Below are 23536 nucleotides of genomic sequence, written 5' to 3' on the forward strand. Positions count from 1 at the left end.
CAACGGATGCTGCAGCGGTTTGTCCCATTCGGATGTCGCATACCGCGACGCCGGCTTCGGTTGCTGATGCGGCGTCGCACCGGTTCGAACCGAACGTCCCACGTACGGTGCCGGCAGTGGCAGAAGATGTGGTCGCTCTTCAAGCAACACCTCGGCCGGTACCCGTTTGGTAGTACCGTGCACACGGGCGTTGGCGACGTCGCGCAGCCACGGCCTGACGCGCTCATTGCAGATGCCACAGTCCGCTGTGAGCCCCGCCTGTTTGAGCATTGAAACCAGCGGAACCCAGAAGCTGTAGCGCAGATATCCGTTCATCCGCTCGACCTTGCCCTTCGTCTTCGCGCGGTATGGCTTGCACACGCGAGGCACGAACCCGTGGTGTTTGGCGAAGTCAGCGAACCCGGGATGATATCGGTGCTGTTTCTTGCCATAAGCATCCCGTTTCAGGATCACCGTCTTCATGTTGTCTACACGATCTCTCTGGCGACTCCGCCAAATGCCTCGAACGCCCGCACGTGGCAAGCCAGCAGGGTTTCGATACGCATGTCGGTGACAAACTCCGCGTAGCTGACGCGGCTGTAACCCAGCGTCGCGACGAACGCCGCGAGCATGCCGAGTTTGTGCCCCGGCTTACGAAACTCGATCCAGTCCATCTGCATCTGATGGCCAGGCTCCGTCTCGAATCTGACCACCGGGTCGGGACGTGTGGCAGGTCGAAGCTTCTGCAGATACTCCTGGACCCGGCGCAGCCCTCCCGTGTAACCGCGTTCCTCAATCTCCCGCTTGAGCACCGTCGCCGGAATCCAGTCCGGCTTCGCTGCTTCGACGCGGTCCTGCAGATACCCTTTGAACGGCGCAAGTTTGCCGACGACTGGCTGACGGGGCTTACGTTGCGGCGGACCCGATGCCAGATGCTTCCGAACCGTGTTGACTGCCATGCCGGTTTCGACCGCGATGTCCCGGAGGCTGTTTCCCTGGCGACGCAGAATCTCGATTTCCATGTACTCCTCGTAGCTGATCACGGGCCGCCCAAAAGGAGCAACCCTACAACGAGGTGTATCAATTCCTAACTGCGTTGCTGTATCAATTTACAACTGCGCGCGACATCGCCAAGTCGCGCAGAGCCCTGCGTGCGATGCGGTTGCGCTTCCGACGGTATGCCTCCGCTTTCACCTCAAATACAAATTTCTTGCCTCGTAGCGTTACCACAGGCCGCAGGACATGTTTACGCAATAGCTTTTCTCGCACGTGCCACTGCGACAAGTTCAGCAGCTTCGCAACCTCGGCGACTGAAATCAAACCTCGTACGTGAGCGGCGCCTACCCAAAAAGTCCTATCCTCCATCCTCATATGCACCGCCTTGGGCTGAAATGCATAAACTGGTCGGGGAAATCGCGAGATACCATCGTGCATGCGGTCGGTTGCCGAAATGTCTGCCTCAACACAAGTGGACGCCTCTGCGTGACGCTCAGCCTTTCGGCGGAACTTCTGGGAAGCGTGCGTCGCGGCGCCTGAACTCCTCGATGTCTTCCGGCGTCAGTTTGCGGACATCTTCATCTGGTTCGAAATCCAGTTTGCTGGGGTCCACCTTTCCCGAACCCGCAGCTCCTTCCGGCGTTGAGTCTTTACCCTCATGGCGTGACCAACTGGCGCGTTGCCACGGCGAGCTTGTCATCCGATGTCAAAGCCGAAGCATCCTCCTCCACATTTGAGGCTCTCCATATGCAGCCCGCTTCGAGCCATGGATGATTCAGGTCTCTTGTCGTTCCTGCATTGACTCGATCCGTCCGTGTCACATCGACAACCATGCAAGCCGGTGATTGGCTTATGCGTCCGGTCACATTTGCGAACGTCGCCGGCGTATAGAATCAAGCCAGCGGGAGACGTGCCGGCTTATGACGCATTGCGCTCGAAACACTTGTCCATCCGACTCATCAGCGTTGGTATCAGGCTTTTCGATACCAACCTCCGAGCTCCATTTGTCCACGAGACGGGTTGGCGCATACCTTCCGCTCTTCTGCGCCTGTCGATGCGCACGAATAGCGCGAGCGATGAGTCTGAGTTGACGCCTGTCTGGTTTGAAGCGTGCCATTACGTCACACATCCGTCGCAACTGTTAACTTCGATTGCGGCTTTGAGTCTTGCCCTGTCTGCAGGCTCGCTAACGAGTGTGGCCATCGCGTTTCGCTTACGCCGTATGTTGAGCATATTTTCGTCTGGTCCAGCGTGTCGGCTCCCGCGATGATTGTCTGAATATTCCTGAGAACATCGGTCCATGGACAACGGCAGGTAGTGCACAGAGCCCTGACTCGAATGAGTCGCCATCAAACAAACTCCTTGGTCGGACCTCAACTCATCTTGCGAACGGACAGATCTCCTTTACCCCGCAGCAATCCTTCCACGCTGATATCCTCGTCAAGCTCGTCCCAATGCAGGCCCTTCCCGGAGTGCGAAATCCGGACCTTCCTGCGCTGTTCCGGTGAAGCCGAATCAAGCGTGGGGAACCAAAGGAGGGGCACGCGCAACTCCCGACCGTCAGAAAGTTTCACGAGGATGCTCGTATCATTGACCTCGACAGCAGTTGCCGTTAAATCCATTCCAAGCCTCCATCGTAACGATACGCATGAGGAAGCTGAGGGGTTGCCATCAGCACACTAAGTAAGCAGCGCGCCCCATTCGCTTTTCTAACAGCTCACGTAACACGCGTATCGCAACTCATCGCAAAACGGCTTGTCCCCCGAAGCGCAAACGACGGCTCATTTCTCGCCTAGCCGGAAATTTCCCATCTCCTCGCCAATCAAAACGACACGAACCCGTTCAGTTTCGACATCGGAAAACTCAGGCTCAACGATGTGTGCCTCTCCCGGATAGTACAAATCGTATAAAGAACCCTTGCAACGTCCAGTCTCATGCGTGCAGAAGTTGCTCGGCACAATGACTTCAGCTAAGGGCACACCGTCAGCTGGATTCGCGTACGGCGGGAAAACGAACACCTCGGCGTCTGGCTCTGCCATTTCCAGTCATTCGATAAGTTCCGAAACTTTCATAGGGCCTCCATGCTACGTGCGGTTGGATTGTTCAGCTACTTAGGCGTCGCGTTTCGCTGTATTCCGCGACTGCGGTTCAATCTCGGCAAGCGGTCCGCCCCGCTAAGGTGAGGATTCGCGTACCACCTAAGCTCACTTCCCCATCCGCATACGACGCCGCCATCCGCGACAGACTCAATGAAAAGTAAACCCAGCCCCTTGTGCTGCCGCCTTCTGACGCGAAAGGTGAGTCGTTCCAGGATCCGATTTGCGGTGAGTTTCCTGACGTAGCCAATTATCACTATCTTCGTTAAATCCGTAAAGGTGAGGAGTTCCAGGAGATGGCTGAAGTGAGGCGCAGCTTCCTTGCCAACATCACCATTGCGTCACGAAAATCGGGTGCCCCATAGATACCTCGCCAAGATCCGATACCCAACACATTCTTCCCGCACCGTCCAATCTGGACCGCTCGCACACCGCTAAGAGGCCGCCATTCCTGGGGCTAGGCGAAATTACCGCTCACCCATTCTCTGCAGTGGCACGCCTTCAATGCCTGGGACCTTGCGCTATTCCGGCCGTGGCAATCGAGGTGAAGTCGACCAACCCATCACACCTCACCCGCCCTGACGATCGATAAGGTGAGGAGTTCCAGGATCTGCCGACACAGGTGAGTTCGCTCGCGCTGCACTACATCACCCTCCCTCACGCGCGCAAAGGTGAGGAGTTCCAGGAGGTATGCACCTCGACCAACATCACATCCGCCTCAACGCTCCTCCGTGTAACGCAACTGACAGAACGCAATGACTCTCGACGTTTGTTTCACACCATGCGGTGCCCGCGACTCCGTCGATATTGCATAAATCAACGCTCGACGTATGCCCGAGCTGAACGCCTGACGTCGCCATACCTGCCCAGACGCAGCGCTGCTATAGGAGATAGCCCACCAAGCGACACTCTTGGTTGCATGAGAAAAAACCACTTTCCAGCGCCATCCATTACTCCAAGGATTCTGCATACCTCCCTCAATTTCGACTGACTGAAAGTCCTGTCGAGGAAGATTCCCGGATAGAAAGTTACGTCATCAACGGTGATCGAGAACATCGCGCCCAACGTCACTCTTCGGATCAACTCCGCTTTCGATATATTCATCGCGGCGCAGATCGCCCGCTCTGATAGCAATTCTCCAGCTTGAAGCAGGCTCTGTCGCCACTGTGCATCTGTGTTTTCTCTCAGCCATTCCAGGACCTCCGGAGAGGGATCTGGCAGCCCCACTCCGGCAATATGTCCGACTTTGCGTTTGCGCTGTTTTCCCGTCATTGCATTCTCTGTAGTGCTCAATCCCGGTATGCAACGGAACAGTTGGGACTCACTCGTACCACTTCGCGTCCGGGTCCGCCCACACATCCGGAAGTGCAAATGCCGATATCCGGATGTGGTGGGAATCAGGGTAGTGTCTAAGGAGAGTGCGCGCCCGGCCTCGAAAGTGCTCCCAGTCAGCGTCATCGGTCGCTGCGACAAGTTCCGCCAACAACAGACGCGCACGGAGTACCGCGCGTGTACGCTCGTACGGGGTGGTCATCGTCCGGCCTCCAGGTAGACGTCAGAACATTTATTCATGGAAGACACCTGCTGACGATCTCCCACACGCTATCGGTCTCATCGACCTGGAAAGTCCTGAGATCAAATGCCGGATGGCCCACCACATGAACTTTGACGTGCATACCGTTTGCATCTAGCCCCATGTCGAATCTGACTATTAGATTCGCCGCTCCAGATTGATCGTCGAGCCGGTAAATGTGCATGTTCATCGCCGGCCCTTTGAACCGCGAAATGTTACCCGTGCTTTCCTCTCGCCCGCTATATAGCAACGTTAGCGCTCGCACGAGGAACAGGAACTGCATGTCGACGTCGCTGCTTCCCGATTCCTCATAGCCCACCCATCCCTGACCGGTGATCTCGTAGATTGGAGGCGTCAACGTGTCGGGGCCCGCGAATTCCCCCTCATGCGCAGACGCCCGAAATTCGAAATAGTCATCCGGGGCGGCGCACGGTTCAGCGGCCAATGATTCCTGCTCTCGATGCTCCAAACTGACTTCAGGCACATCCTGGATTTGAGTTGAATCGGTGCTGGAAGATTTTTCACTCGTCTCGCGTTCTGCTGCGGAAAGAACCATTCGCAGGTCCGGGACGAGTTGCTCCGTTACGTCGGTCCAGCTATGAATCTCCCGAGCTCGCACGACCACGCCCCAGACATACTCGGCATCGCGATCGAAGCCGGCTCGCCCTGAAAGCACATATCGACGGCCGCTCTTCGTTATCCCCGTCCTTGTCGCAGCATCGAATGCGACAATCGCCGTGCTCACCCGGCCATCCTGCGCAAGGACATTGAATCCAACGAAATGACGATCTCCACTTGCCGTTTGCCGGATGGACCAACGTGCAAGCACAATCTCAGCTTCGTCGTCGACGGGAGCACCCTCGTAAATTGGCATGATCGTCTCTCCAATCTCAACAAGCAGTCAACAATCGACGCTAATGTTCGGGTGCGGCTATGCGAGCACGACGCAGCTTCGTCCTGATTCGCTCCGCTCGCCTCGGTCAATGGTTGACGCTCGAAGCGATCGCACACCACGGTCCAGTTCCTTGTTGACAGGTTCCTCTGAATAATTCCGGGTTCAAAACGTCCCCGTGTTACTTGCGCCCGCATAGGTTCACTGGCCTTGCATAACTTAAAAACTGGAGAGGATCTGCACAAGTAGCCCCCACGCTCCGTCCCGACTCTCAACCACAGCCGGTTTGAGCCTCACTCGCGGACAACACGTCGACCAGATTGACGCGTAGGCCGTCTCGTCATGCATCTCAATGTCCACGCGCGCGACTATTTCCCCGCCGATGTAATCACGCGTAGTGAAACTCTCAATGACCACGTTCATCGACTGGAAAATTGTTCCTTTCGCTACACTATTCGGATCGTTTCGCAAAAGGTTCTGAAACAGTAGTCTCATGGCAAGCAGACACCGACTGGCATCGTCCACTGGAACCCGACGATCAAGATTCACGGCCGCACACCCCTGACATGCCCAAACGAACTCATGAAACGGGCCGTGACCTGCGTACGGGCCTTCGTAGGCCGTCGCTCTCCAGAATATGGGACTTAGTGAGCTCATATGTGTGAGTCGAGATGGGCCTCAATCTTGTGCATTAGAATGCGCGCGACACCGCGTTATACTTCGACCAAAAAATCTCGCTCGAATGGCCGCCTGCTACCGTCGGTCTCCCAAGGGAGGCCTCGCGCGTTACAAACAACGCGCGCGCTACCTATCCCGTAATCCAATGTGTCGGGTATATGGCCGTGAACCCACAGGTCCGTCAGTCGTACGAGATCATCGAGAGCCGAAGCAATTGTTGCCGCGAGAGGGTTTGCTCTGAGCGCCCGAGGTACGGACTGCCCGCTCGGGGCATGATGTGTAACAACGATTGTCTTCCCGTCGAATGTCTTTTCGAGCTGACTCAAAAGCCATGTCCGGCAACAGAAATGTTGGCTAACAGAGTCTTCCGCCCTGAACAGTCGATTCCCGTGGCGTATGAGGCGATAGTCCAGCAACGTTTTGTTGGCCTCCTTCATCGCCCCCTCGCGCGATAACGGTCCCAGCGCATAGTCTGTCCAGAGGCAGCATCCGAGCACGCGAATGCCTCGTTGCACGAACGTAGTTCGTTCCAGATACCGTATTGACGTCTTTCGTGCCCGCAATCTCAGTCCATCGTGCACATCTCTGAGACTCGAACCACGGTGCTCCAGGCTACCGGTGACAAATATCACTGGCACATCGGCATTGCCGTAGAGCCGGACTACCTCGCTCCCCAAGTGAATATTGCCTGCGAGCACAAGCAAATCCGCTCTATCGCAAACAGACAGGGCCCGTGCGGTAGCGAGACCCGAGCCGGCAAACTGGTGGTTGAGGTCAGACGCAATCTGAAGCCACATGCTGTCTCCGTTACTCCAGAAGTGACGATCCAAGCATAGGTAAACGATCTGCAAAAGCAATATATATGTTGCTTTCCTTGATCGCAAACCGAAGGCGCACATCGCATCCTCTGTCCGCCTCCACCTAGACAGCACCGTTCCTCGTGTCACCGTGGAAGTGTTTCCGCCGAGAGCAGGCAAACTTAGAGCTTTAGGTCACCAGGTCTTACCCTGTGATCGATGTGGGCGCATGAACGAAGACGTATCGCAACGGAATCCGACGACGAATATTGCCGGTGCACGGGGATGCCCATCGAAGTTCGATGCATTTGACAGCGGGCGCGATCGGCGGCGGATTGTTGTAGACCGTAAACGATTTGGTAGAGTGTTCGCGTCCAGTGACGCATTCTCGACTAAGGGTGACACCATCGAGTTTGCCTAGGTCATCTCGCCTAACCTGCCGACCAACCGAAATCACCTACAAACATTCTGTTAGGTTGACCCCCGTGTACGCTCAGTCTAATTGTCGGTTTCACTTTCATCGTTGAGGCACAGTGACCCAGACGTCATCACTTTCTCGAGACACGAATAGACGGACCGCCGACCGCTATCTGCGATAGAGAACACGTTTCGGTTTTGCGGAGTAAACACAAACGGACGCGCAGATCTTCTGCTAGATGCTGTGTGCCTCGGTCAGTCAAAGAGCCGCATGTAGTTGCCGTCGATGTCTAAGTTGGGCTGAACTGTGGAAGCGCGTACACCAAGTAATAGTGGTACGTCGCAAGGCCGTTCCCTATACGAATGCGAACGCAGCTCGCTACGCGATTGTGTTCGGAGTACGGGGCCACGGTGCAGCCAGCGTCGAGGACGTGCGTGGTGGGCAACATAGCGCGCATTCCCACTTATCACTATCAACCCCGCACACCCATCGTCCCGATAGTGAGTGGGCGGGCGCGGCGGCTGTTTTGTCGTTCGCCATCGCGAGACCTCCGCTCGGATGTACGGGCGTCGTGGCCAACGGGCACTTGCAACCTCTGTAATTTGAAAACAAAAACACGACTCAAACTCCCGCTATCAGCGAGTGCTCCACTGAACAATGGAGTATTCCAACCATTTTCTTCGTAATACAAGAGGAGGACTCCACGTCGGAGAAGACTGCGTTATGCTGGTCAGATGTACTGAACAATCTAGTTACCGCCAGATGTGCTACCTCTGCCTTTAGGCAACCGATGCCGCGCCGAATATTCGAACGCACATTTCTATTTTTTGCTGTTGGCGATTTGATCAGTCCGCGAGCTAAATGGGATTTGATATCTCGATTGCTCACCTTTAATTCGAGGAGATCAAATCGCACGACTCAACTGATATTTTCACAGCAAGGAATGGTAGAAGGGCACTGTCGAGACGCCAGAATCCGCCCAATGTAGGCCCCGTCGTCGGACTTCTAGTCAGCTTCAGCCCTCAAGATGAGTTCTGAGAGTGGAATCGAAAGCGCCTTGCAGACACGAAGAAGACTATCGACGGACGCATTGACGGTTCCTCGCTCGAGATTACCAAGGTATTGACTGGAAAGCCTCGACGACCCAGCCAGCTGTTTTTGCGTCAAACCACGCTGATTTCGAATACCCCAGATAACGCCTCCCAAGCGTCGATGAAAAGCCTCCGCGTCGAAGTCGTAGCGTTCCTTGGGCAATTGAAAACTCAGTTCCGGAGAATTGAAAATTACCGAGATTTTGCCCGGGAAACCACCACAAGAGCAACTGCGAAATGAATAGACAACGATATTCAGTCGTCATATTACATTTAACCTACACTCTGACTGGTTCTGAAAGGTTGGCGTGATGCGCCGAAACATGGAGCTGAGTAGAAGACATGCATAGTTATGCGCAAGATTCGCTCGGCCGTTGGCGGCAGCTCGCAGGGAGTTTTAAAGTTCCGCACCGCAGCATGGATTTCTTCCTGTCTCACGTGAACTGAGGCCGAGAAGCGTTGGGTCGTTGAAGCCTGAGATTTTAGCTTTGCTGATCGGCGCGTTTGTCACGACTTCTACAAAGCCAAGTCCACACTGGCTGCGGGACGTTTTTATATAGGACACCGAATTTTTGTAGCATTCGTTTCCTAGTTTTTCGAGCTGCTGCAACGCACAATGGCCATGCTCCGCAAACACGCCAAGGCCGCCCACAGCGGAGTTCCAGCCACCATTTCACACTGCGAAAATTCTGTATCCGATTCTAATGTGCAAGAGACGTCTCCGAGCGAGTGGCAAAACTCGAATGTGTAACGACAATCATCATCAAGATCCATCCCCAACCCCTCCCCATCATTTACTTGACATCTAAACTATCTAGGTCTAAATTACTTCGCAGAATCCAAGCGAGGTGCCAGTATGAAAATCGTCTGTATCGGCGGAGGCCCGGCAGGCCTGTACTTTGGGCTGTTGATGAAAAGCCGCAACCCATCGCACGATGTCGCGGTCGTCGAACGCAACCGGCCCTATGACACTTTCGGCTGGGGCGTCGTTTTCTCGGACCAGACGCTCGGCAACCTGCGCGCCGCAGACGCCCCGAGTGCCGACGCGATTCTCGACGCCTTCAACCACTGGGACGACATTGAGATCAATTTCCGCGGTCAGCAGATTCGGTCGTCGGGTCATGGTTTCTGCGGCATTGGCCGCAAGCGTCTCCTGAACATCCTGCAAGCGCGTTGCGAAGAACTCGGCGTGAAGCTGGTGTTCGAAACCCAGGTCACAGATGACGCCACCTACGAAGCCGATCTGATCATCGCCTGCGACGGCGCCAACAGCGCGATTCGTCAGAAGTACGCGGCCACCTACAATCCCGACATTGACATGCGCGACTGCCGCTTCGTCTGGCTCGGCACGAAAAAACTGTTCGAAGCATTTACGTTCGCCTTCGAAGAGACCGAGTGGGGGTGGTTTCAGGCGCACGCGTACCGCTTCGACGATCAGACCTCCACTTTCATTGTCGAGACACCGGAACGCGTGTGGCGCGCAGCCGGCCTCGACGAAATGAGCAAGGAAGACAGCATCGCTTTCTGCGAAAATCTCTTTGCGAAGTATCTGGATGGCAATCCGCTTTTGTCGAATGCAGCGCATTTGCGCGGCTCGTCACAGTGGATCCGCTTCCCGCGCGTGGTCAATCAGGAATGGGTCCACTGGCGTCACAACGAAGACGGCAAGCGCACCCCCATCGTGCTCATGGGCGACGCTGCACATACCGCGCACTTTTCGATTGGCTCGGGCACCAAGCTCGCGCTCGAAGATTCGATTGAACTCGCCAACAGCATCAGCGCGCATCCTGGCGATCTGGCCGCCGCACTCACGCATTACGCGCAAGTGCGCAGTGTTGGCGTGCTGCGTATTCAAAACGCGGCGCGTAATTCGACCGAATGGTTCGAACACGTTGACCGCTACACCTCATTTGAACCGGAACAGTTCGCCTATTCCCTGCTGACGCGTTCGCAACGCATCTCGCACGAAAATCTGCGAGAGCGCGATACGCACTACGTGTCGGCGTTCGAAGACTGGCTCGCCAAGGGCAGCGGCGTTGAACGCGCGCCCGAAAAGCATTCCGTTCCGCCCATGTTCACGCCGTTCAAGCTGCGTGGCGTAACGCTCAAGAACCGCGTAGTCGTGTCGCCGATGGCGCAGTACTCCGCGGTCGATGGTGTTGCCGGCGACTATCACCTGATGCACCTCGGCGCCCGAGCCATGGGCGGCGCCGCACTCGTGATGACCGAGATGACCTGCGTTTCGCCAGAAGCGCGGATCACGCCGGCATGTCCCGGCATGTACACGCCAGAACATCTGAGCGCGTGGCGGCGAATTGTCGAGTTCGTGCATCAGCAGTCGGACGCGAAGATCGGCATACAGCTTGGACACGCTGGCGCCAAGGCTTCCACGCGGGTTAGCTGGGACGGCATCGATCAGCCCTTGCCCGACGTGAACTGGCCGCTTGTATCCGCGTCCCCGCAGCAGTATCTGCGCGGCGTAAGCCAATGGTCGCGCGAAGCAAGCGTCGATGAACTGCGCGAGATCGAAGCACAATTCGTGCGCTCAACCGAGATGGCCGCCGAGGCGGGCTTCGATTGGCTCGAACTGCATTGCGCGCACGGCTATTTCCTCTCCAGCTTCCTGTCGCCGCTGACCAACCAGCGCACTGACGAATACGGCGGCTCGCTGCAAAACCGCTTGCGCTATCCGCTGCAGGTCTTTGCTGCGATTCGCAAAGTGTGGCCGCAGGAAAAGCCCATCTCCGTGCGTATCTCCGCCAACGATTGGGTGGACGGCGGCACCACGCCGGACGACGCGGTGGAGATTGCACGCGCGTTCAAGGCCGCCGGCGCGGACATGATCGACGTCTCGTCGGGTCAGGTCAGCAAGGAAGAGAAACCGGTCTATGGCCGCATGTTCCAGACGCCCTTCGCGGATCGCATCCGCAACGAAGCTGGCATTGCCACCATCGCGGTCGGTGCGATCTCCGAAGCCGATCACGTGAACAGCATCATCGCCGCCGGCCGCGCCGATCTGTGCGCCGTGGCGCGGCCGCATCTCGCCAATCCGGCGTGGACGCTCAACGAAGCCGCAAAGATTGGCTATTTCGACGTGATGTGGCCGAAGCAATACACGGCGGCCAAATCGCAGCTTGAACGCAATCTCGAACGTGAACGCGCCCAGGCCGCGGCCAATGCAGGCTTGTCGCCGCAAGAACGCGCGCAACGCGCAGAAGGAACGGTGTGAATACCAATACTCAAGCGCTCGCCGGTCATCACGCCGTCGTCACCGGCGGTGGCAGCGGCATTGGCGCAGTTACCGCCGAAGCATTGCTACGCAACGGCGCTCGCGTCACGTTAATGGGCCGCGACGCTGCGCGACTCGATGCACAGCGCGCCATCCTGAGCAAGCTCGGTGAGGTCTCGTACCTGAGCGTCGACGTCGGCAACGAAGCCGCTGTCGCTGCAGCTTTTGAACAAGCCGGCGCAGTCGATCTGTTGATCAACAACGCCGGTCAAGCCCAGGCTGCGCCTTTCGCTCATACGGACATGGCACTCTGGCAGCGTATGCTAGACGTCAATCTGACCGGCGTGTTCCTCTGCACGCGGGCAGTGCTGCCCGGCATGCTTGAACGCGGTGCGGGGCGCATCGTCAATATCGCCAGCACGGCAGGACAGATTGGCTATGCGTACGTTGCTGCGTATTGCGCGGCGAAGCACGGCGTGATTGGCCTCACCCGCGCGCTCGCGCTCGAAGTGGCGACCAAGGGCATCACCGTCAATGCGGTCTGCCCTGGCTACACCGAGACCGAACTGCTACGCGCGTCCCTCGACCAGATCACGAGCAAGACTTCACGCAGCGAGCAGGAAGCGCGCAGCATCCTGTTGCGTCACAACCCGCAAAACCGCTTTGTCGCGCCGGACGAAGTCGCCAACGCGGTGCTATGGCTATGCATGCCAGGCTCCGCCGCGATAACCGGTCAATCCATTTCCGTCTCCGGTGGAGAAGTCACGTGACCCGTTCAGCCAACGTCAAGAAAGCCGCTGCGGGAGAGGCAAAACCGCCACGTAAAGGCGTCGCCAAACCTGCGGACAACGTCGTCGACATGGAGATGAGCACAGGCGCCGACAGCCATATGGGCCTACGTCTGTGGCTGCGCATGCTGACGACTACCAACCTCGTGCAAGCCGAATTGCGCAAGCGTCTGCGCATGGAGTTCGACACTACGCTGCCGCGCTTCGATCTGATGGCGCAACTCGAACGCCATCCCGAAGGCCTGAAAATGACTGAACTGTCGCGTCGCCTGATGGTGACCGGCGGCAACGTGACTGGCATCACCGATCAACTCGAAAAAGAAGGCTACGTGGTCCGCGATGCCGACCCCGTTGATCGACGTGCGATCAGCGTACGTCTCACGCCCGAAGGCCGCGCCCAGTTCGACCGGATGGCGGTAGCGCACGAGCAGTGGGTTGTCGAAATGTTCGGCGGTCTGAGCCTCGATGAGAAATCGCGCACGCATCAGCGTCTCGGCAAACTCAAGAAACATCTGCTCGATAACCTCAAGGATTGACCCGCCTCGCGCGGGAGGAGATATTCATGACACGATCCAACACCGATGCGCTGCTCGCCGGCAATCGCATCACACTAGCGGGTTACGAAGCGCAACACTTCGGATGGTCAGTCGCGGCCAACGTGGCGACGATCACGCTGAACCGTCCTGAGCGAAAAAACCCGCTGACGTTCGAATCGTATGCGGAGTTGCGGGACCTGTTTCGGCAACTCGCTTACGCAACCGACGTAAAAGCCGTCGTGATCCACGGCGCGGGTGGCAACTTCTGCTCGGGCGGCGATGTCCACGACATCATTGCGCCGCTGGTCGATCTGCCCATGCCCGAGTTGCTACTCTTCACCCGCATGACCGGCGATCTCGTCAAGGCAATGCGCCATTGCCCGCAGCCCATCATCGCAGCGGTTGACGGTGTGTGTGCAGGCGCTGGCGCGATCCTCGCGATGGCATCCGATCTGCGTCTCGGCACCGCGCGCAGCAAGCTGGCGTTTCTGTTCTCGCGCGTCGGCCTGGCCGGCTGCGATATGGGCGCGTGCTCGATTCTGCCGCGCATCATCGGCCAGGGACGCGCCTCCGAACTGCTGTTCACCGGCCGTTCCGCGAGCGGCGATGAGGGCTATGCCTGGGGTTTCTATAACCGCCTGTGCGACCCCGACGCCCTGCTCGACGAGGCCGCGCGACTCGCTGCGGATCTGGTTGCCGGGCCGACTTTCGCACATGGCATCACCAAGAAAATGCTGCATCAGGAATGGAGCATGAGCATTGATGAAGCCATCGAATCCGAGGCGCAGGCTCAGGCCATTTGCATGAGCACGCGCGATTTCGAGCGTGCGTACCGTGCGTTTGCGGCGAAGTCGCGCCCCGTGTTTGAAGGAGACTGACTTGAACGCTCCAGCGAAAGTGGATCTGCACAGCGCTTTGGCGTGGCCGTTCTTTGAGGACCGTCACCGCGATCTCGCAGTCGGTATCGAAGCATGGGCCAGCACACATCTCGCGCACGCCGCGCACGGCGACGATGTTGACGCCACCTGTCGCGCGCTGGTGCGCGAACTTGGCGCGGCGGGCTGGTTGAAGTATGGGGTGGGTGGCACGGCGTATGGCGGTCACGGCGACACCATCGACACCCGTGCCGTGTGTCTGTTGCGCGAAACGCTGGCGAAGCATTCCGGCCTGGCCGACTTCGCGCTCGCCATGCAGGGGCTGGGTTCGGGTGCGATCTCGCTCGGCGGCACGCATGAACAGAAGCAACGCTATTTGCCGCGCGTCGCCAACGGCACCGCGATCGCCGCCTTCGCCTTGTCGGAACCCGAGGCCGGGTCCGACGTCGCCGCGATGGCATTGTCCGCACGCGCCGAGGGCGACGAGTACGTGCTCGACGGCGAAAAGACGTGGATTTCAAACGGCGGCATTGCGGATTTCTATGTGGTGTTCGCCCGCACCGGCGAGGCCCCTGGCGCACGCGGCATCACCGCCTTCATTGTCGACGCCGATACGCCGGGCCTCGAGATTGCCGAACGCATCGACGTGATTGCACCGCATCCGCTCGCGCGTCTGCGCTTTGCCGGCGCACGCGTACCGCGTAGCCAGATGATCGGCGAACCCGGCACAGGCTTCAAACTCGCCATGCGTACGCTCGATATCTTCCGCACTTCGGTGGCGGCGGCATCGTTAGGGTTTGCGCGTCATGCGATGGCGGAAGGTCTCGCGCGGGCAGCATCGCGCAAGATGTTCGACCAGACGCTCGGCGATTTCCAGTTGACGCAGGCAAAGCTCGCACAAATGGCGCTCACCATCGACAGCAGCGCTTTGCTGGTCTACCGCGCGGCATGGTTGCGCGATCAAGGCGAAAACGTCACCCGCGAAGCTGCGATGGCCAAGTGGCACGCTAGCGAAGGCGCGCAACAGGTCATTGATGCCGCTGTGCAACTGTGGGGCGGTATGGGCGTGCAAAGCGGCACGCCCGTCGAAATGCTGTACCGCGAAATTCGCGCGTTGCGCATCTATGAAGGCGCGACCGAAGTTCAACAAGTGATCGTTGGACGCGACCTGCTCAAAGCATACGCAGCGAACGCGGCCCCCGCACACGGCGGCCAGTCATGAATGCCACCTTCGACATGCCGGTGCGTATCCGCTTCGCGCATTGCGACCCGGCTGGCATCGTGTTCTTTCCGCAGTACCTCGTGCTGACCAACGCGCTAGTCGAAGACTGGTTCACGGATCGGTTGCATATCGACTACGCACACATGATCGGGCGACGCCGCATCGGTCTGCCGATCGTCAAACTCAACTGCGAGTTTTCAAAGCCGAGCCGGATGGGCGAGACGGTCACGCTGTCGCTCAGCGTCGCGGCGATCGGCCGGCGCTCAATTCGTATCGACATCGTGGGCCATTGCCAGGACGAAGTCCGCTTCAAGGCACATCAGGTGCTGGTGACGACCTCGCTCGACACCGGCCAGTCCATCGATATTCCTGACGATATCGCGAGCGCACTCGCGACGTTCGCCCCGCAGTCCGCCAACACCAACGAGCCACGTTCATGAAAAAAGCCCTTCTTCCTGCCGGCTGGGTTCAACCCCGCGGCTATGCAAACGGTGTCGCCGCTGTCGGCACGCAAGTGTTCATTGCCGGCCAGATCGGCTGGGACGCCGAGGCGCGCTTTCACACCACGGATTTCGCCCAGCAGGCCATTCAGGCGCTGCGCAACATACTCGCCGTGTTGCACGAAGCCGGCGGCAAGCCCGAGCATCTGGTGCGTATGACCTGGTATGTCACGGACAAACGCGAGTACCTCGTTGCGCTCAAAGATATTGGTCGCGCGTTTCGTGAGTTGATCGGCGACTACGACATTGCCATGAGCGCAATCCAGGTCGTCGCCTTGATCGAAGACGAAGCAAAGGTTGAGATCGAAGCCACCGCTGTGATCCCCCACGAAGTCCGTTAAACGTTCGGGAGACCATCATGGAACCGTCAGCTCACGTCGATACTTTCGCTCGCGATCATCTGCCGCCGCAAGTCCAGTGGCCGGTTTTTCTGCTGGATAACCCCGACGTTGCATACCCGGCTCGCATCAACTGCGCAACCGAACTGCTGGATCGGACCATCGAAACCGGTCACCGTGATCGTCCGGCAATCTGGTCCGACGTGAACGGCGAGGCACACGCGACCACCTACGGCGAACTGCTCGCATTGGTGAATCGCAGTGCTCACGTGCTGGTCGATGAGATGGGCTTGCAGCCCGGCAACCGTGTGTTGCTGCGCGGACCGAATACCTTGCAGATGGCCGTGGCCGCGTTGGCTGCGCTCAAGGCCGGGCTGGTGCTTGTGCCGACCATGCCGCTACTGCGAGCCAAGGAACTCAAACAGATCATCGACAAGGCGCAAATCAGCGCCGCGTTGTGCGATGCGCGTCTGACCGACGAACTCGCACGTTGTCGCGATCCGCAAGACGAGTTCGTCTGTCCGACCCTCAAGCAGACCTTGCTGTTCCATCACGACGCACCGGACTCCCTCGATACGCTCGCCGTCAACAAGCCGGATCACTTCAGCGCCTGCGATACCGCCAGCGACGACGTCTGCCTGATCGCCTTCACAAGCGGCACGACCGGCGCGCCGAAAGGCTGCATGCACTTTCACCGTGATGTGCTGATGATGTGCGACCTGTTCCCGCGTCATGTGCTCAATCCGACAGCAAACGACGTCTTTTGCGGCACGCCCCCGCTTGCGTTTACGTTCGGCCTCGGCGGTCTGCTGTGTTTTCCGCTGCGCGTTGGCGCATCGACTGTGCTGATTGAACGGCTCACGCCTGAAAGCTTGCTGCAGACCGTCGAGCGCTTTCACGCGACCATCATGTTCACAGCGCCTACCTTTTACCGTCAGATGGCGCCGCTTGTTCCGCGCTTCGACATCGCCAGCCTGAAGAAGACCGTCTCTGCAGGCGAGGCGTTGCCCGATTCGACGCGCCATGTCTGGCGCGAGGCGAGTGGCATCGAGATGATCGATGGCATCGGCGGGACCGAGATGATCCACATCTTTATTTCGGCCGCGGGCGCGCAGATTCGTCCGCATGCGATTGGCCGCGCCGTGCCCGGCTATATCGTGCAAGCCGTGGACGATGCGATGCAGCCCGTGCCACCGGGCATCATCGGCAAGCTGGCAGTGCGTGGGCCAACCGGTTGCCGCTATCTGGCAGACGAGCGGCAGACGAAGTTCGTGCGCGACGGCTGGAACCTGCCAGGCGACTCGGTTTATATGGACGAAGACGGCTACGTGTTCTACCAGGCACGCGCAGACGACATGATTGTTTCGGCCGGTTATAACATCTCGGGACCGGAGGTCGAAAGCGTGCTGATGCAGCACGATGCCGTCGCCGAGTGCGGCGTGATTGGTGTCCCCGACGAGACTCGCGGCCAGCTCGTGAAGGCGTTTATCGTGCTGAACGCGGGCTACGCGGCGGATGACAAACTGGCCGCGCAATTGCAGGATTTCGTGAAAAATAGCGTGGCGCCCTATAAGTATCCGCGCGTTATCACCTTCATCGATGCCCTGCCGCGCACTGAAACCGGCAAGCTCAAGCGCTTTGCGTTGCGTAGCCTGTAGCTGTGCCAACGATGTCAAACGATGAATGGCCCCGGTTGCGACCATAAATGCGTGAACCACCTGGCGGGTGCGAAAGGGAAGGCCTAAAAGCAGGCGGGCATGGGGCGAGCAGCGACTAGAGTCCGGCCTCCACCCGCTGCCCCTATGATGTGACACTTCACAGGCCCAGGATTCCGACCTCCATGCTGATCGTCCATCATCTGAACAACTCCCGCTCGCAGCGCGTGCTATGGCTGCTTGAAGAACTCGGCGTGCCGTATGAAATCAAACGCTACGAGCGTGATCCCAAGACCATGCTGGCGCCGCCGGAATTGCGCGCGATCCATCCGCTCGGCAAATCGCCGGTCATTACGGATGACGGACTGACTATCGCCGAATCAGGTGCCATCATCGAGTATCTGGTGGACCGCTACGGACAAGGACGATTCGCCCCGGCAGTTGGGACACCAGAGCGCCTGCGCTACACTTACTGGCTGCATTACGCGGAAGGCTCGGCGATGCCGCCGTTGCTGCTGAAGCTGGTGGCGCTGCGGATTGGAAGCGCGCCGATGCCGTTCTTCGCCAAGCCGATAGCCCGCAAGATTGCTGCGACGCTGCAATCAAGCTTTGTCGATCCGCAAATCAAGCTGCATCTTGGTTATATCAACGACGCGCTTACGCCTACCGGTTGGTTCGTCGGCAACGAGTTCAGCGCCGCGGATATTCAAATGAGCTTCCCGCTCGAAGCCGCCACCGCGCGCGGCGGCCTCGATGGCAAGATTCCAGCCATTACCGGCTATCTCGAGCGCATTCACGCCCGTCCGGCTTATCAACGAGCACTGGAACGGGGCGGCAAGTACGAACTGCTGAGTTGAGCGTGCCTCGCGCCTCCTCAGCTCACAGGAGACGCATGGCATGACCCATAACATCGATCACCGCAAACGCTGGCTGGCCCTGATCGTTCTGTGCCTCGGCGTGTTGATGATCGTGCTCGATTCGACGATCGTCAACGTCGCGTTGCCTTCAATCGCCGCGGATCTTGGCTTTTCCGAAACCGCGTTGGTGTGGGTCGTCAACGCCTATATGCTGACCTTTGGCGGCTGCCTGCTGCTCGGCGGCAGGCTCGGCGATCTGTACGGGCATCGCAAGCTGTTCCTCGCCGGCCTTACCCTCTTCACCGTCGCCTCGCTCGCCTGCGGCCTGGCCAATTCGCAAGTGATGCTGGTCTGCGCGCGAGCCGTGCAAGGCTTCGGCGGGGCGGTCGTGTCGGCGGTCTCGCTGTCGCTGATCATGAACCTGTTCACCGAACCGGGTGAGCGCGCCAAAGCCATGGGCGTGTATGGCTTCGTTTGCGCGGGAGGCGGCAGCATCGGCGTGTTGCTCGGCGGCCTGTTGACCAACCTGCTGAGCTGGCACTGGATCTTTCTCGTCAATCTGCCCATCGGCATTGCGGTGTACGCCATGTGTGTCTCGCTGCTGCCCGCAGGTCGCGGTCACGCGCACGGCGAGCGGCTCGACGTCGCCGGCGCCTTTACGGTCACGCTGTCTTTGATGCTGGCGGTGTACGCCATCGTGAACGGCAACGAGGCGGGCTGGACGTCGATCAATACCATTGGCATGCTGATCGCCGCCTGGGCCCTGTTAGTGCTGTTTTTGCGGATCGAGGCCCGCGTGCAGCATCCGTTGATGCCGCTCGGCCTCTTCCGGTTGCGCAACGTCGCCGTTGCCAACGTGGTCGGCGTGTTATGGGCCGCAGCCATGTTCGCCTGGTTCTTCATCTCCGCGCTCTACCTACAACGCGTGCTCGGCTATCGGCCCATGCAGGTCGGGCTCGCTTTCCTGCCGGCGAATCTGATCATGGCGCTCTTCTCGCTGGGCCTGTCAGCGCGGCTCGTGATGCGCTTCGGGCTGCGCTTGCCGCTGGGTGTCGGGCTGCTGCTGGCCGCGGCGGGGCTGGCCCTGTTCGCCCGGGCGCCCGTCGACGGCAGCTTCCTGATCGACGTATTGCCCGGCATGACGTTGCTCGGACTCGGCGCAGGCATCGCGTTCAACCCGGTTTTGCTCGCGGCCATGAGCGACGTCGAACCGGGCGAATCCGGGCTCGCGTCCGGCATCGTCAATACCTCGTTCATGATGGGTGGCGCAGTGGGCCTTGCGGTGCTCGCCAGCCTGGCTGCGGCGCGCACAGGCGCAATGGCGTCGCAAGGAATGGTGGCCGCACTCAACGACGGCTATCACGTGGCCTTTCTGACCGGCGCCGTTTTTGCAGCCGTGGCGGCGTTGTTTGGCGCGTCATTTTTGCGTGCGGGAAAGCAGGCTGCTGGCGACACCAGCCCTTCCGCAGAGCAGGATGTTTCGCCAGGTTGACGGGTTGACGGGTTGGCGGCTCGGCGGTTCCGCGCCGCGTAGATAAGCCAGCGCTTCATCCGCGACGAGTGCCGGCGGGCAAAATGCGCAAGACCGATCAAATGCGTCTTTCCGCCACTCGCTATGCTGGTTTCATGCTGACATGAGAGCTGATATGAACCCCGTCGGGAAGGCGCTCTGGTTTATCGAAAGCCACTTTGCAGGCGAGTTGACGCTCGATGATATCGCGAGTTGCGGTTGCGTTTCGCGTTATCACCTGTCCCGTGCGTTCGAATCCGCGACGGGTCAGTCGGTGATGCGTTACGTGCGCGCCCGCCGCCTGACCGAAGCCGCGCGAAGACTCGCGAGTGGTGCGCCGGATATTCTGGCCGTGGCCGTCGAGGCGGGATACGGCTCTCACGAAGCATTCACGCGCGCGTTTCGCGAGCAGTTCGGGCTCGCGCCCGAAGCGCTGCGCGCGCGGGGTCATCTCGAGAATATCCCCATCGTGGAGCCAATCAAAATGGACGAATCTCTTCTTGCCAGCCTTGCACCCCCTCGATTCGAGAACGGCGAACCGTTGCTGATCGCGGGCCTGAACGAGCGATACAACTGCGAAGCCAGCATGGGCATTCCGGCGCAGTGGCAGCGCTTTAACGAATACTTTGGAAAAGTGCCTGGGCAAATCGGCAACGTCGCCTATGGCGTCTGCTACAACGCGGACGACTCTGGCACCTTCGACTACATGTGTGGTGTCGCGGTCAACGACTTCTCCAGCTTACCGCCTGAATTGAGCCGCGTTCGGGTGCCAGCGCAGCGGTATGCGGTCTTCACGCATCACGAGCATATCGCGTCGATCCGGCGTACATGGAACACCATCTGGAATGCCTGGCTACCTAAGTCGGGGCACACGCCTGCCGACGCACCGAACTTCGAACGCTACAGCGAGCAGTTCAATCCAGTCACGGGTATGGGTGGCGTGGAGATCTGGTTGCCGCTCAAGGGTTAAGGACAGGCTGGCGAAGCCTCGCTTCGCCAGCCTGTTCAATGCTGAAAGGTACGACGTGAGCGTGCTATTCAACGGCGGTCACTTGCTGACGGCAGGTCCACGCGCAGCAGCCCACAATCGCTCCACGCCATCCACCAGCACCATCACTTCCTGCCGCCCATCCCGTTCGCGGATGCTGATCGTCCGGTCCCGTTCGTCGCGCCGGCCCACCGCAACGAATAACGGCACCTGCCGTTCACGCGCATCCACGATCTTCTTTTCCAGCCGCTCGGGACGGTCATCAAGCACGCCCCTCACGCCGGCGTCTTCCAGCGCCTGAGCGACTTCCCGTGCATAGCCCGCACTTGCATCACTGATGGACGCCACCATCACCTGGTCCGGTGCGAGCCACATTGGCAGCCAGCCTTCGTGATGCTCAAGCAGCATGGCAATGAAACGCTCCATGCTGCCGAGCACGGCATGATGAATCATCACGGGGCGTTCACGCTCATTGCGCTCGTTGACGAACTCCGCATCCAGACGCTCGGGCAAAACGAAATCGAGCTGAATCGTGCCGCACTGCCAACTGCGCTGCCGACTATCCGTCAAATGGAATTCCAGCTTTGGCCCATAGAACGCGCCCTCGCCCTGGAGCACTTCGAACTCAAGCCCCGCCGCGAGCGCGGCTTTGGCCAAAGCCGCCTCCGCGCGATCCCACACGACATCGTCGCCCGCGCGAAGCGCTGGGCGCGTCGCCAGCGCAACGGAAAACGCGGGAAAGCCGAGGTCCGCATAGACGCCGCGCAACAGGTCGCAAAAGCGCCCTACTTCGTGCTCGATTTGCGCCTCCGTGCAAAATACATGGGCGTCGTCCTGCACGAACGCGCGCGTGCGCTTGAGGCCCTCCAACGAACCAGAGGGCTCGTCACGATGGCAGGCCCCAAACTCGCTATATCGCAGCGGCAACTCGCGGTACGAACGCACCCGTTGATTGAAAACCTGAACATGACAAGGACAACTCATCGGCTTGAGACACAGCGCGCGTGGTTCTGAAACTGCCCCGGCCTCGGCCGCCGCATCGCGCGCATGATGCCCTTCAGATAGCGCATACATCTGCGCACCGAACTTCTCCCAGTGCCCGCTACGCTCCCACAGCGAGCGGGCCAGCAGTTGCGGCGTGCGGATCTCGCGAAAGCCCGCGCGCCGCATGCGTTGCCTGACATAGTCCTCCAGCACGCGGTATAACTCCCAGCCTCGTGGATGCCAGAAGACCATGCCAGGACCTTCCTCCTGCTGATGAAAGAGGTCCAGTTTGTTGCCTAAAACCCGATGATCCTGATCGTTCACAGTTGCGCTCCGTTTGATGTAAGCCATCGACACAGGGCCGTAAATGCCAAGGGCCCCGTCCGTCTCCGGCGGGGCCCTTGGGGGTGTGCAGCAGCTGTTGCTTCTCTTTGCTTTAGCGCGCGCAACCTCCAGACGACCCGCCTGTGAAGGTGGTCGTCGTGGTGGTGACAGCGGCGAAGGAAAGCGAGTAGAGGTCCATGGAGCGACAGTAAACGCATTTGCCGCGATACGTCAACCCGGCTCGACTAACTACTCATGCCGCCACGACGCGCTGCGCCGGCTCGACCTCGAACGCTTCACCCGTGGCGAAGAACGTCCCGCCTGCAACGTAATGACAGGTCCGCAACGCGGGATCATCGCCAAAATGCCAGCGGTTGTTCGAATAGACACGGCTATCCGCATAGGCCGCCACTACCTCACCGATGATCAGATCGTGGCGCTGACTATCGTCGGGAATGACCTGGCATTCGAGCCACGTGATGCAACCCGCCAGCATCGGCACGTCAATGCGTTCGCCCGGGAACGTTTCCAGTCCGAACGCGGTGAACTTGTCGTGCTCGGCGCCGGGCGTCGTGCCCACCGCGAGCGTCTGGCTGGCGAATGCACGGCTCGGCAGTTGCAGGCCGAACACGCCGCTCGCTTCGATCAACTGCCGCGTGAGGGTACGGCTGTCCACGACCACCACGACCTTCGGCGGATTGAAATCCAGCGGCATCGCCCAGGATGCCGCCATGACGTTGGTGCGCCCCGCATGCGCGCTGGTGATCACGGTCACCGGCCCGTGATTGAGCAACTGCGTAGCCCGGGACAATTCCACTGGTTCTCTGGTGCCTTTCATACCTGCCTTGATTGTTCCAACTGTGTATTGATTCGTGTTGCATGCAGCCGGGCAATGCCCAGCTAAACGTTCCTTGCGACATTTTAGCCAGGCTGTAAATCAACATGATGTGAAGCCGGCCCGACGGGCAGCCAACGCAACGACGCCGCAAAGCGCGACGAAGCCGCGCGCCGCACGTTTCGATGCGCATCGAAACGTGCGGCCGGCGCGAGCGCCTATGATGGCAACATCGCAGGAGATCGATCATGTGCTCTCAACCGAATATCGCGTCCACCGCCTTCCTGATCGCCGATCCGGCCCGCGCCAGCATGCTGATGGCGCTCGTCGACGGCCGTGCGTTGCCCGCCGGCGAGCTGGCTTACGCCGCGGGCG

Annotated in this window: 18 protein-coding genes and 1 pseudogene; 11 read left to right on the forward strand and 8 right to left on the reverse strand. The window is 59.3% G+C overall.

Annotated elements, in window-relative coordinates:
- The 6 genes and pseudogenes from istA to WCA85_RS14580 all read right to left on the reverse strand — a co-directional run.
- Nucleotides 1-1001, reverse strand: a pseudogene (istA, locus tag WCA85_RS14555) (IS21 family transposase); the annotation flags it as partial.
- 1347 nt (nt 1002-2348) lie between these two features.
- A complete protein-coding gene (locus WCA85_RS14560; protein WP_424064974.1) occupies nt 2349-2597 on the reverse strand; it encodes a DUF2442 domain-containing protein in 249 nt (82 codons plus the stop codon).
- A 1290-nt stretch (nt 2598-3887) separates the two neighbouring features.
- On the reverse strand, nt 3888-4343 hold the full coding sequence (locus WCA85_RS14565) for a hypothetical protein (RefSeq protein WP_424064976.1): 456 nt from the start codon (nt 4341-4343) through the stop codon (nt 3888-3890).
- A gap of 49 nt (nt 4344-4392) precedes the next feature.
- A complete protein-coding gene (locus tag WCA85_RS14570; RefSeq protein WP_424064977.1) occupies nt 4393-4605 on the reverse strand; it encodes a BPSL0761 family protein in 213 nt (70 codons plus the stop codon).
- Between the two features lie 34 nt (nt 4606-4639).
- Nucleotides 4640-5518, reverse strand: coding sequence for a hypothetical protein (locus tag WCA85_RS14575; protein WP_424064979.1), 879 nt, complete (start codon nt 5516-5518; stop codon nt 4640-4642).
- Between the two features lie 2916 nt (nt 5519-8434).
- Entirely contained in the window at nt 8435-8683 is a 249-nt protein-coding gene (locus tag WCA85_RS14580) for a helix-turn-helix domain-containing protein (protein WP_424064981.1), read from the reverse strand.
- Nucleotides 8684-9376: 693 nt separating this feature from the next.
- Here WCA85_RS14580 and WCA85_RS14585 point away from each other — a divergent pair.
- From WCA85_RS14585 to WCA85_RS14635, 11 genes are all read left to right on the forward strand, one after another.
- Complete coding sequence (locus tag WCA85_RS14585) at nt 9377-11749, forward strand: bifunctional salicylyl-CoA 5-hydroxylase/oxidoreductase (protein ID WP_424064983.1); 2373 nt, start codon at nt 9377-9379, stop codon at nt 11747-11749.
- The gene (locus WCA85_RS14590) at nt 11746-12519 is read left to right on the forward strand and encodes an SDR family NAD(P)-dependent oxidoreductase (protein ID WP_424064985.1); all 774 of its coding nucleotides are present in this window, start codon (nt 11746-11748) and stop codon (nt 12517-12519) included. The genes WCA85_RS14585 and WCA85_RS14590 overlap by 4 nt, the downstream gene beginning before the upstream one ends.
- Nucleotides 12516-13073, forward strand: coding sequence for a MarR family winged helix-turn-helix transcriptional regulator (locus WCA85_RS14595; protein ID WP_424064987.1), 558 nt, complete (start codon nt 12516-12518; stop codon nt 13071-13073). The genes WCA85_RS14590 and WCA85_RS14595 overlap by 4 nt, the downstream gene beginning before the upstream one ends.
- Before the next feature lie 26 nt (nt 13074-13099).
- A complete protein-coding gene (locus tag WCA85_RS14600; protein WP_424064989.1) occupies nt 13100-13951 on the forward strand; it encodes an enoyl-CoA hydratase family protein in 852 nt (283 codons plus the stop codon).
- 1 nt (nt 13952) lies between these two features.
- Nucleotides 13953-15170, forward strand: a complete 1218-nt coding sequence (locus tag WCA85_RS14605; RefSeq protein ID WP_424064990.1) for an acyl-CoA dehydrogenase family protein — start codon at nt 13953-13955, stop codon at nt 15168-15170.
- Nucleotides 15167-15610 (forward strand): acyl-CoA thioesterase, encoded by a 444-nt coding sequence (locus tag WCA85_RS14610; protein ID WP_424064992.1) that lies wholly within the window; start codon nt 15167-15169, stop codon nt 15608-15610. Before WCA85_RS14605 ends, WCA85_RS14610 begins: the two co-directional genes overlap by 4 nt.
- Nucleotides 15607-16011 (forward strand): RidA family protein, encoded by a 405-nt coding sequence (locus WCA85_RS14615; protein ID WP_424064994.1) that lies wholly within the window; start codon nt 15607-15609, stop codon nt 16009-16011. The genes WCA85_RS14610 and WCA85_RS14615 overlap by 4 nt, the downstream gene beginning before the upstream one ends.
- A 17-nt stretch (nt 16012-16028) precedes the next feature.
- Complete coding sequence (locus WCA85_RS14620; protein WP_424064996.1) at nt 16029-17666, forward strand: AMP-binding protein; 1638 nt, start codon at nt 16029-16031, stop codon at nt 17664-17666.
- A gap of 182 nt (nt 17667-17848) precedes the next feature.
- On the forward strand, nt 17849-18520 hold the full coding sequence (locus WCA85_RS14625; RefSeq protein WP_424064997.1) for a glutathione S-transferase: 672 nt from the start codon (nt 17849-17851) through the stop codon (nt 18518-18520).
- A gap of 40 nt (nt 18521-18560) precedes the next feature.
- Nucleotides 18561-20012, forward strand: a complete 1452-nt coding sequence (locus WCA85_RS14630; protein WP_424064999.1) for a DHA2 family efflux MFS transporter permease subunit — start codon at nt 18561-18563, stop codon at nt 20010-20012.
- A gap of 154 nt (nt 20013-20166) precedes the next feature.
- Nucleotides 20167-21000, forward strand: a complete 834-nt coding sequence (locus tag WCA85_RS14635; RefSeq protein WP_424065001.1) for an AraC family transcriptional regulator — start codon at nt 20167-20169, stop codon at nt 20998-21000.
- A 78-nt stretch (nt 21001-21078) separates the two neighbouring features.
- Here the strand turns inward: WCA85_RS14635 and thrS are convergent, their stop codons facing one another.
- Both thrS and WCA85_RS14645 read right to left on the reverse strand, forming a co-directional pair.
- The gene (gene thrS / locus WCA85_RS14640) at nt 21079-22554 is read right to left on the reverse strand and encodes a threonine--tRNA ligase (RefSeq protein ID WP_424065004.1); all 1476 of its coding nucleotides are present in this window, start codon (nt 22552-22554) and stop codon (nt 21079-21081) included.
- A 25-nt stretch (nt 22555-22579) separates the two neighbouring features.
- A complete protein-coding gene (locus WCA85_RS14645) occupies nt 22580-23164 on the reverse strand; it encodes a flavin reductase family protein (RefSeq protein ID WP_424065002.1) in 585 nt (194 codons plus the stop codon).
- Nucleotides 23165-23536 lie beyond the last annotated feature (372 nt).

The sequence above is a fragment of the Paraburkholderia sp. genome, assembly GCF_049581445.1.
Taxonomy (GTDB): domain Bacteria; phylum Pseudomonadota; class Gammaproteobacteria; order Burkholderiales; family Burkholderiaceae; genus Paraburkholderia.

Excerpts from the sequence above, each read along its gene's own strand:
- WCA85_RS14560 (WP_424064974.1), bottom strand. The coding sequence starts at position 2,597 with ATGGATTTAACGGCAACTGCTGTCGAGGTCAATGATACGAGCATCCTC.
- WCA85_RS14565 (WP_424064976.1), bottom strand. The coding sequence starts at position 4,343 with ATGACGGGAAAACAGCGCAAACGCAAAGTCGGACATATTGCCGGAGTG.
- WCA85_RS14570 (WP_424064977.1), bottom strand. The coding sequence starts at position 4,605 with ATGACCACCCCGTACGAGCGTACACGCGCGGTACTCCGTGCGCGTCTG.
- WCA85_RS14575 (WP_424064979.1), bottom strand. The coding sequence starts at position 5,518 with ATGCCAATTTACGAGGGTGCTCCCGTCGACGACGAAGCTGAGATTGTG.
- WCA85_RS14585 (WP_424064983.1), top strand. The coding sequence starts at position 9,377 with ATGAAAATCGTCTGTATCGGCGGAGGCCCGGCAGGCCTGTACTTTGGG.
- WCA85_RS14600 (WP_424064989.1), top strand. The coding sequence starts at position 13,100 with ATGACACGATCCAACACCGATGCGCTGCTCGCCGGCAATCGCATCACA.
- WCA85_RS14610 (WP_424064992.1), top strand. The coding sequence starts at position 15,167 with ATGAATGCCACCTTCGACATGCCGGTGCGTATCCGCTTCGCGCATTGC.
- WCA85_RS14615 (WP_424064994.1), top strand. The coding sequence starts at position 15,607 with ATGAAAAAAGCCCTTCTTCCTGCCGGCTGGGTTCAACCCCGCGGCTAT.
- WCA85_RS14620 (WP_424064996.1), top strand. The coding sequence starts at position 16,029 with ATGGAACCGTCAGCTCACGTCGATACTTTCGCTCGCGATCATCTGCCG.
- WCA85_RS14625 (WP_424064997.1), top strand. The coding sequence starts at position 17,849 with ATGCTGATCGTCCATCATCTGAACAACTCCCGCTCGCAGCGCGTGCTA.
- WCA85_RS14630 (WP_424064999.1), top strand. The coding sequence starts at position 18,561 with ATGACCCATAACATCGATCACCGCAAACGCTGGCTGGCCCTGATCGTT.
- WCA85_RS14635 (WP_424065001.1), top strand. The coding sequence starts at position 20,167 with ATGAACCCCGTCGGGAAGGCGCTCTGGTTTATCGAAAGCCACTTTGCA.
- WCA85_RS14645 (WP_424065002.1), bottom strand. The coding sequence starts at position 23,164 with ATGAAAGGCACCAGAGAACCAGTGGAATTGTCCCGGGCTACGCAGTTG.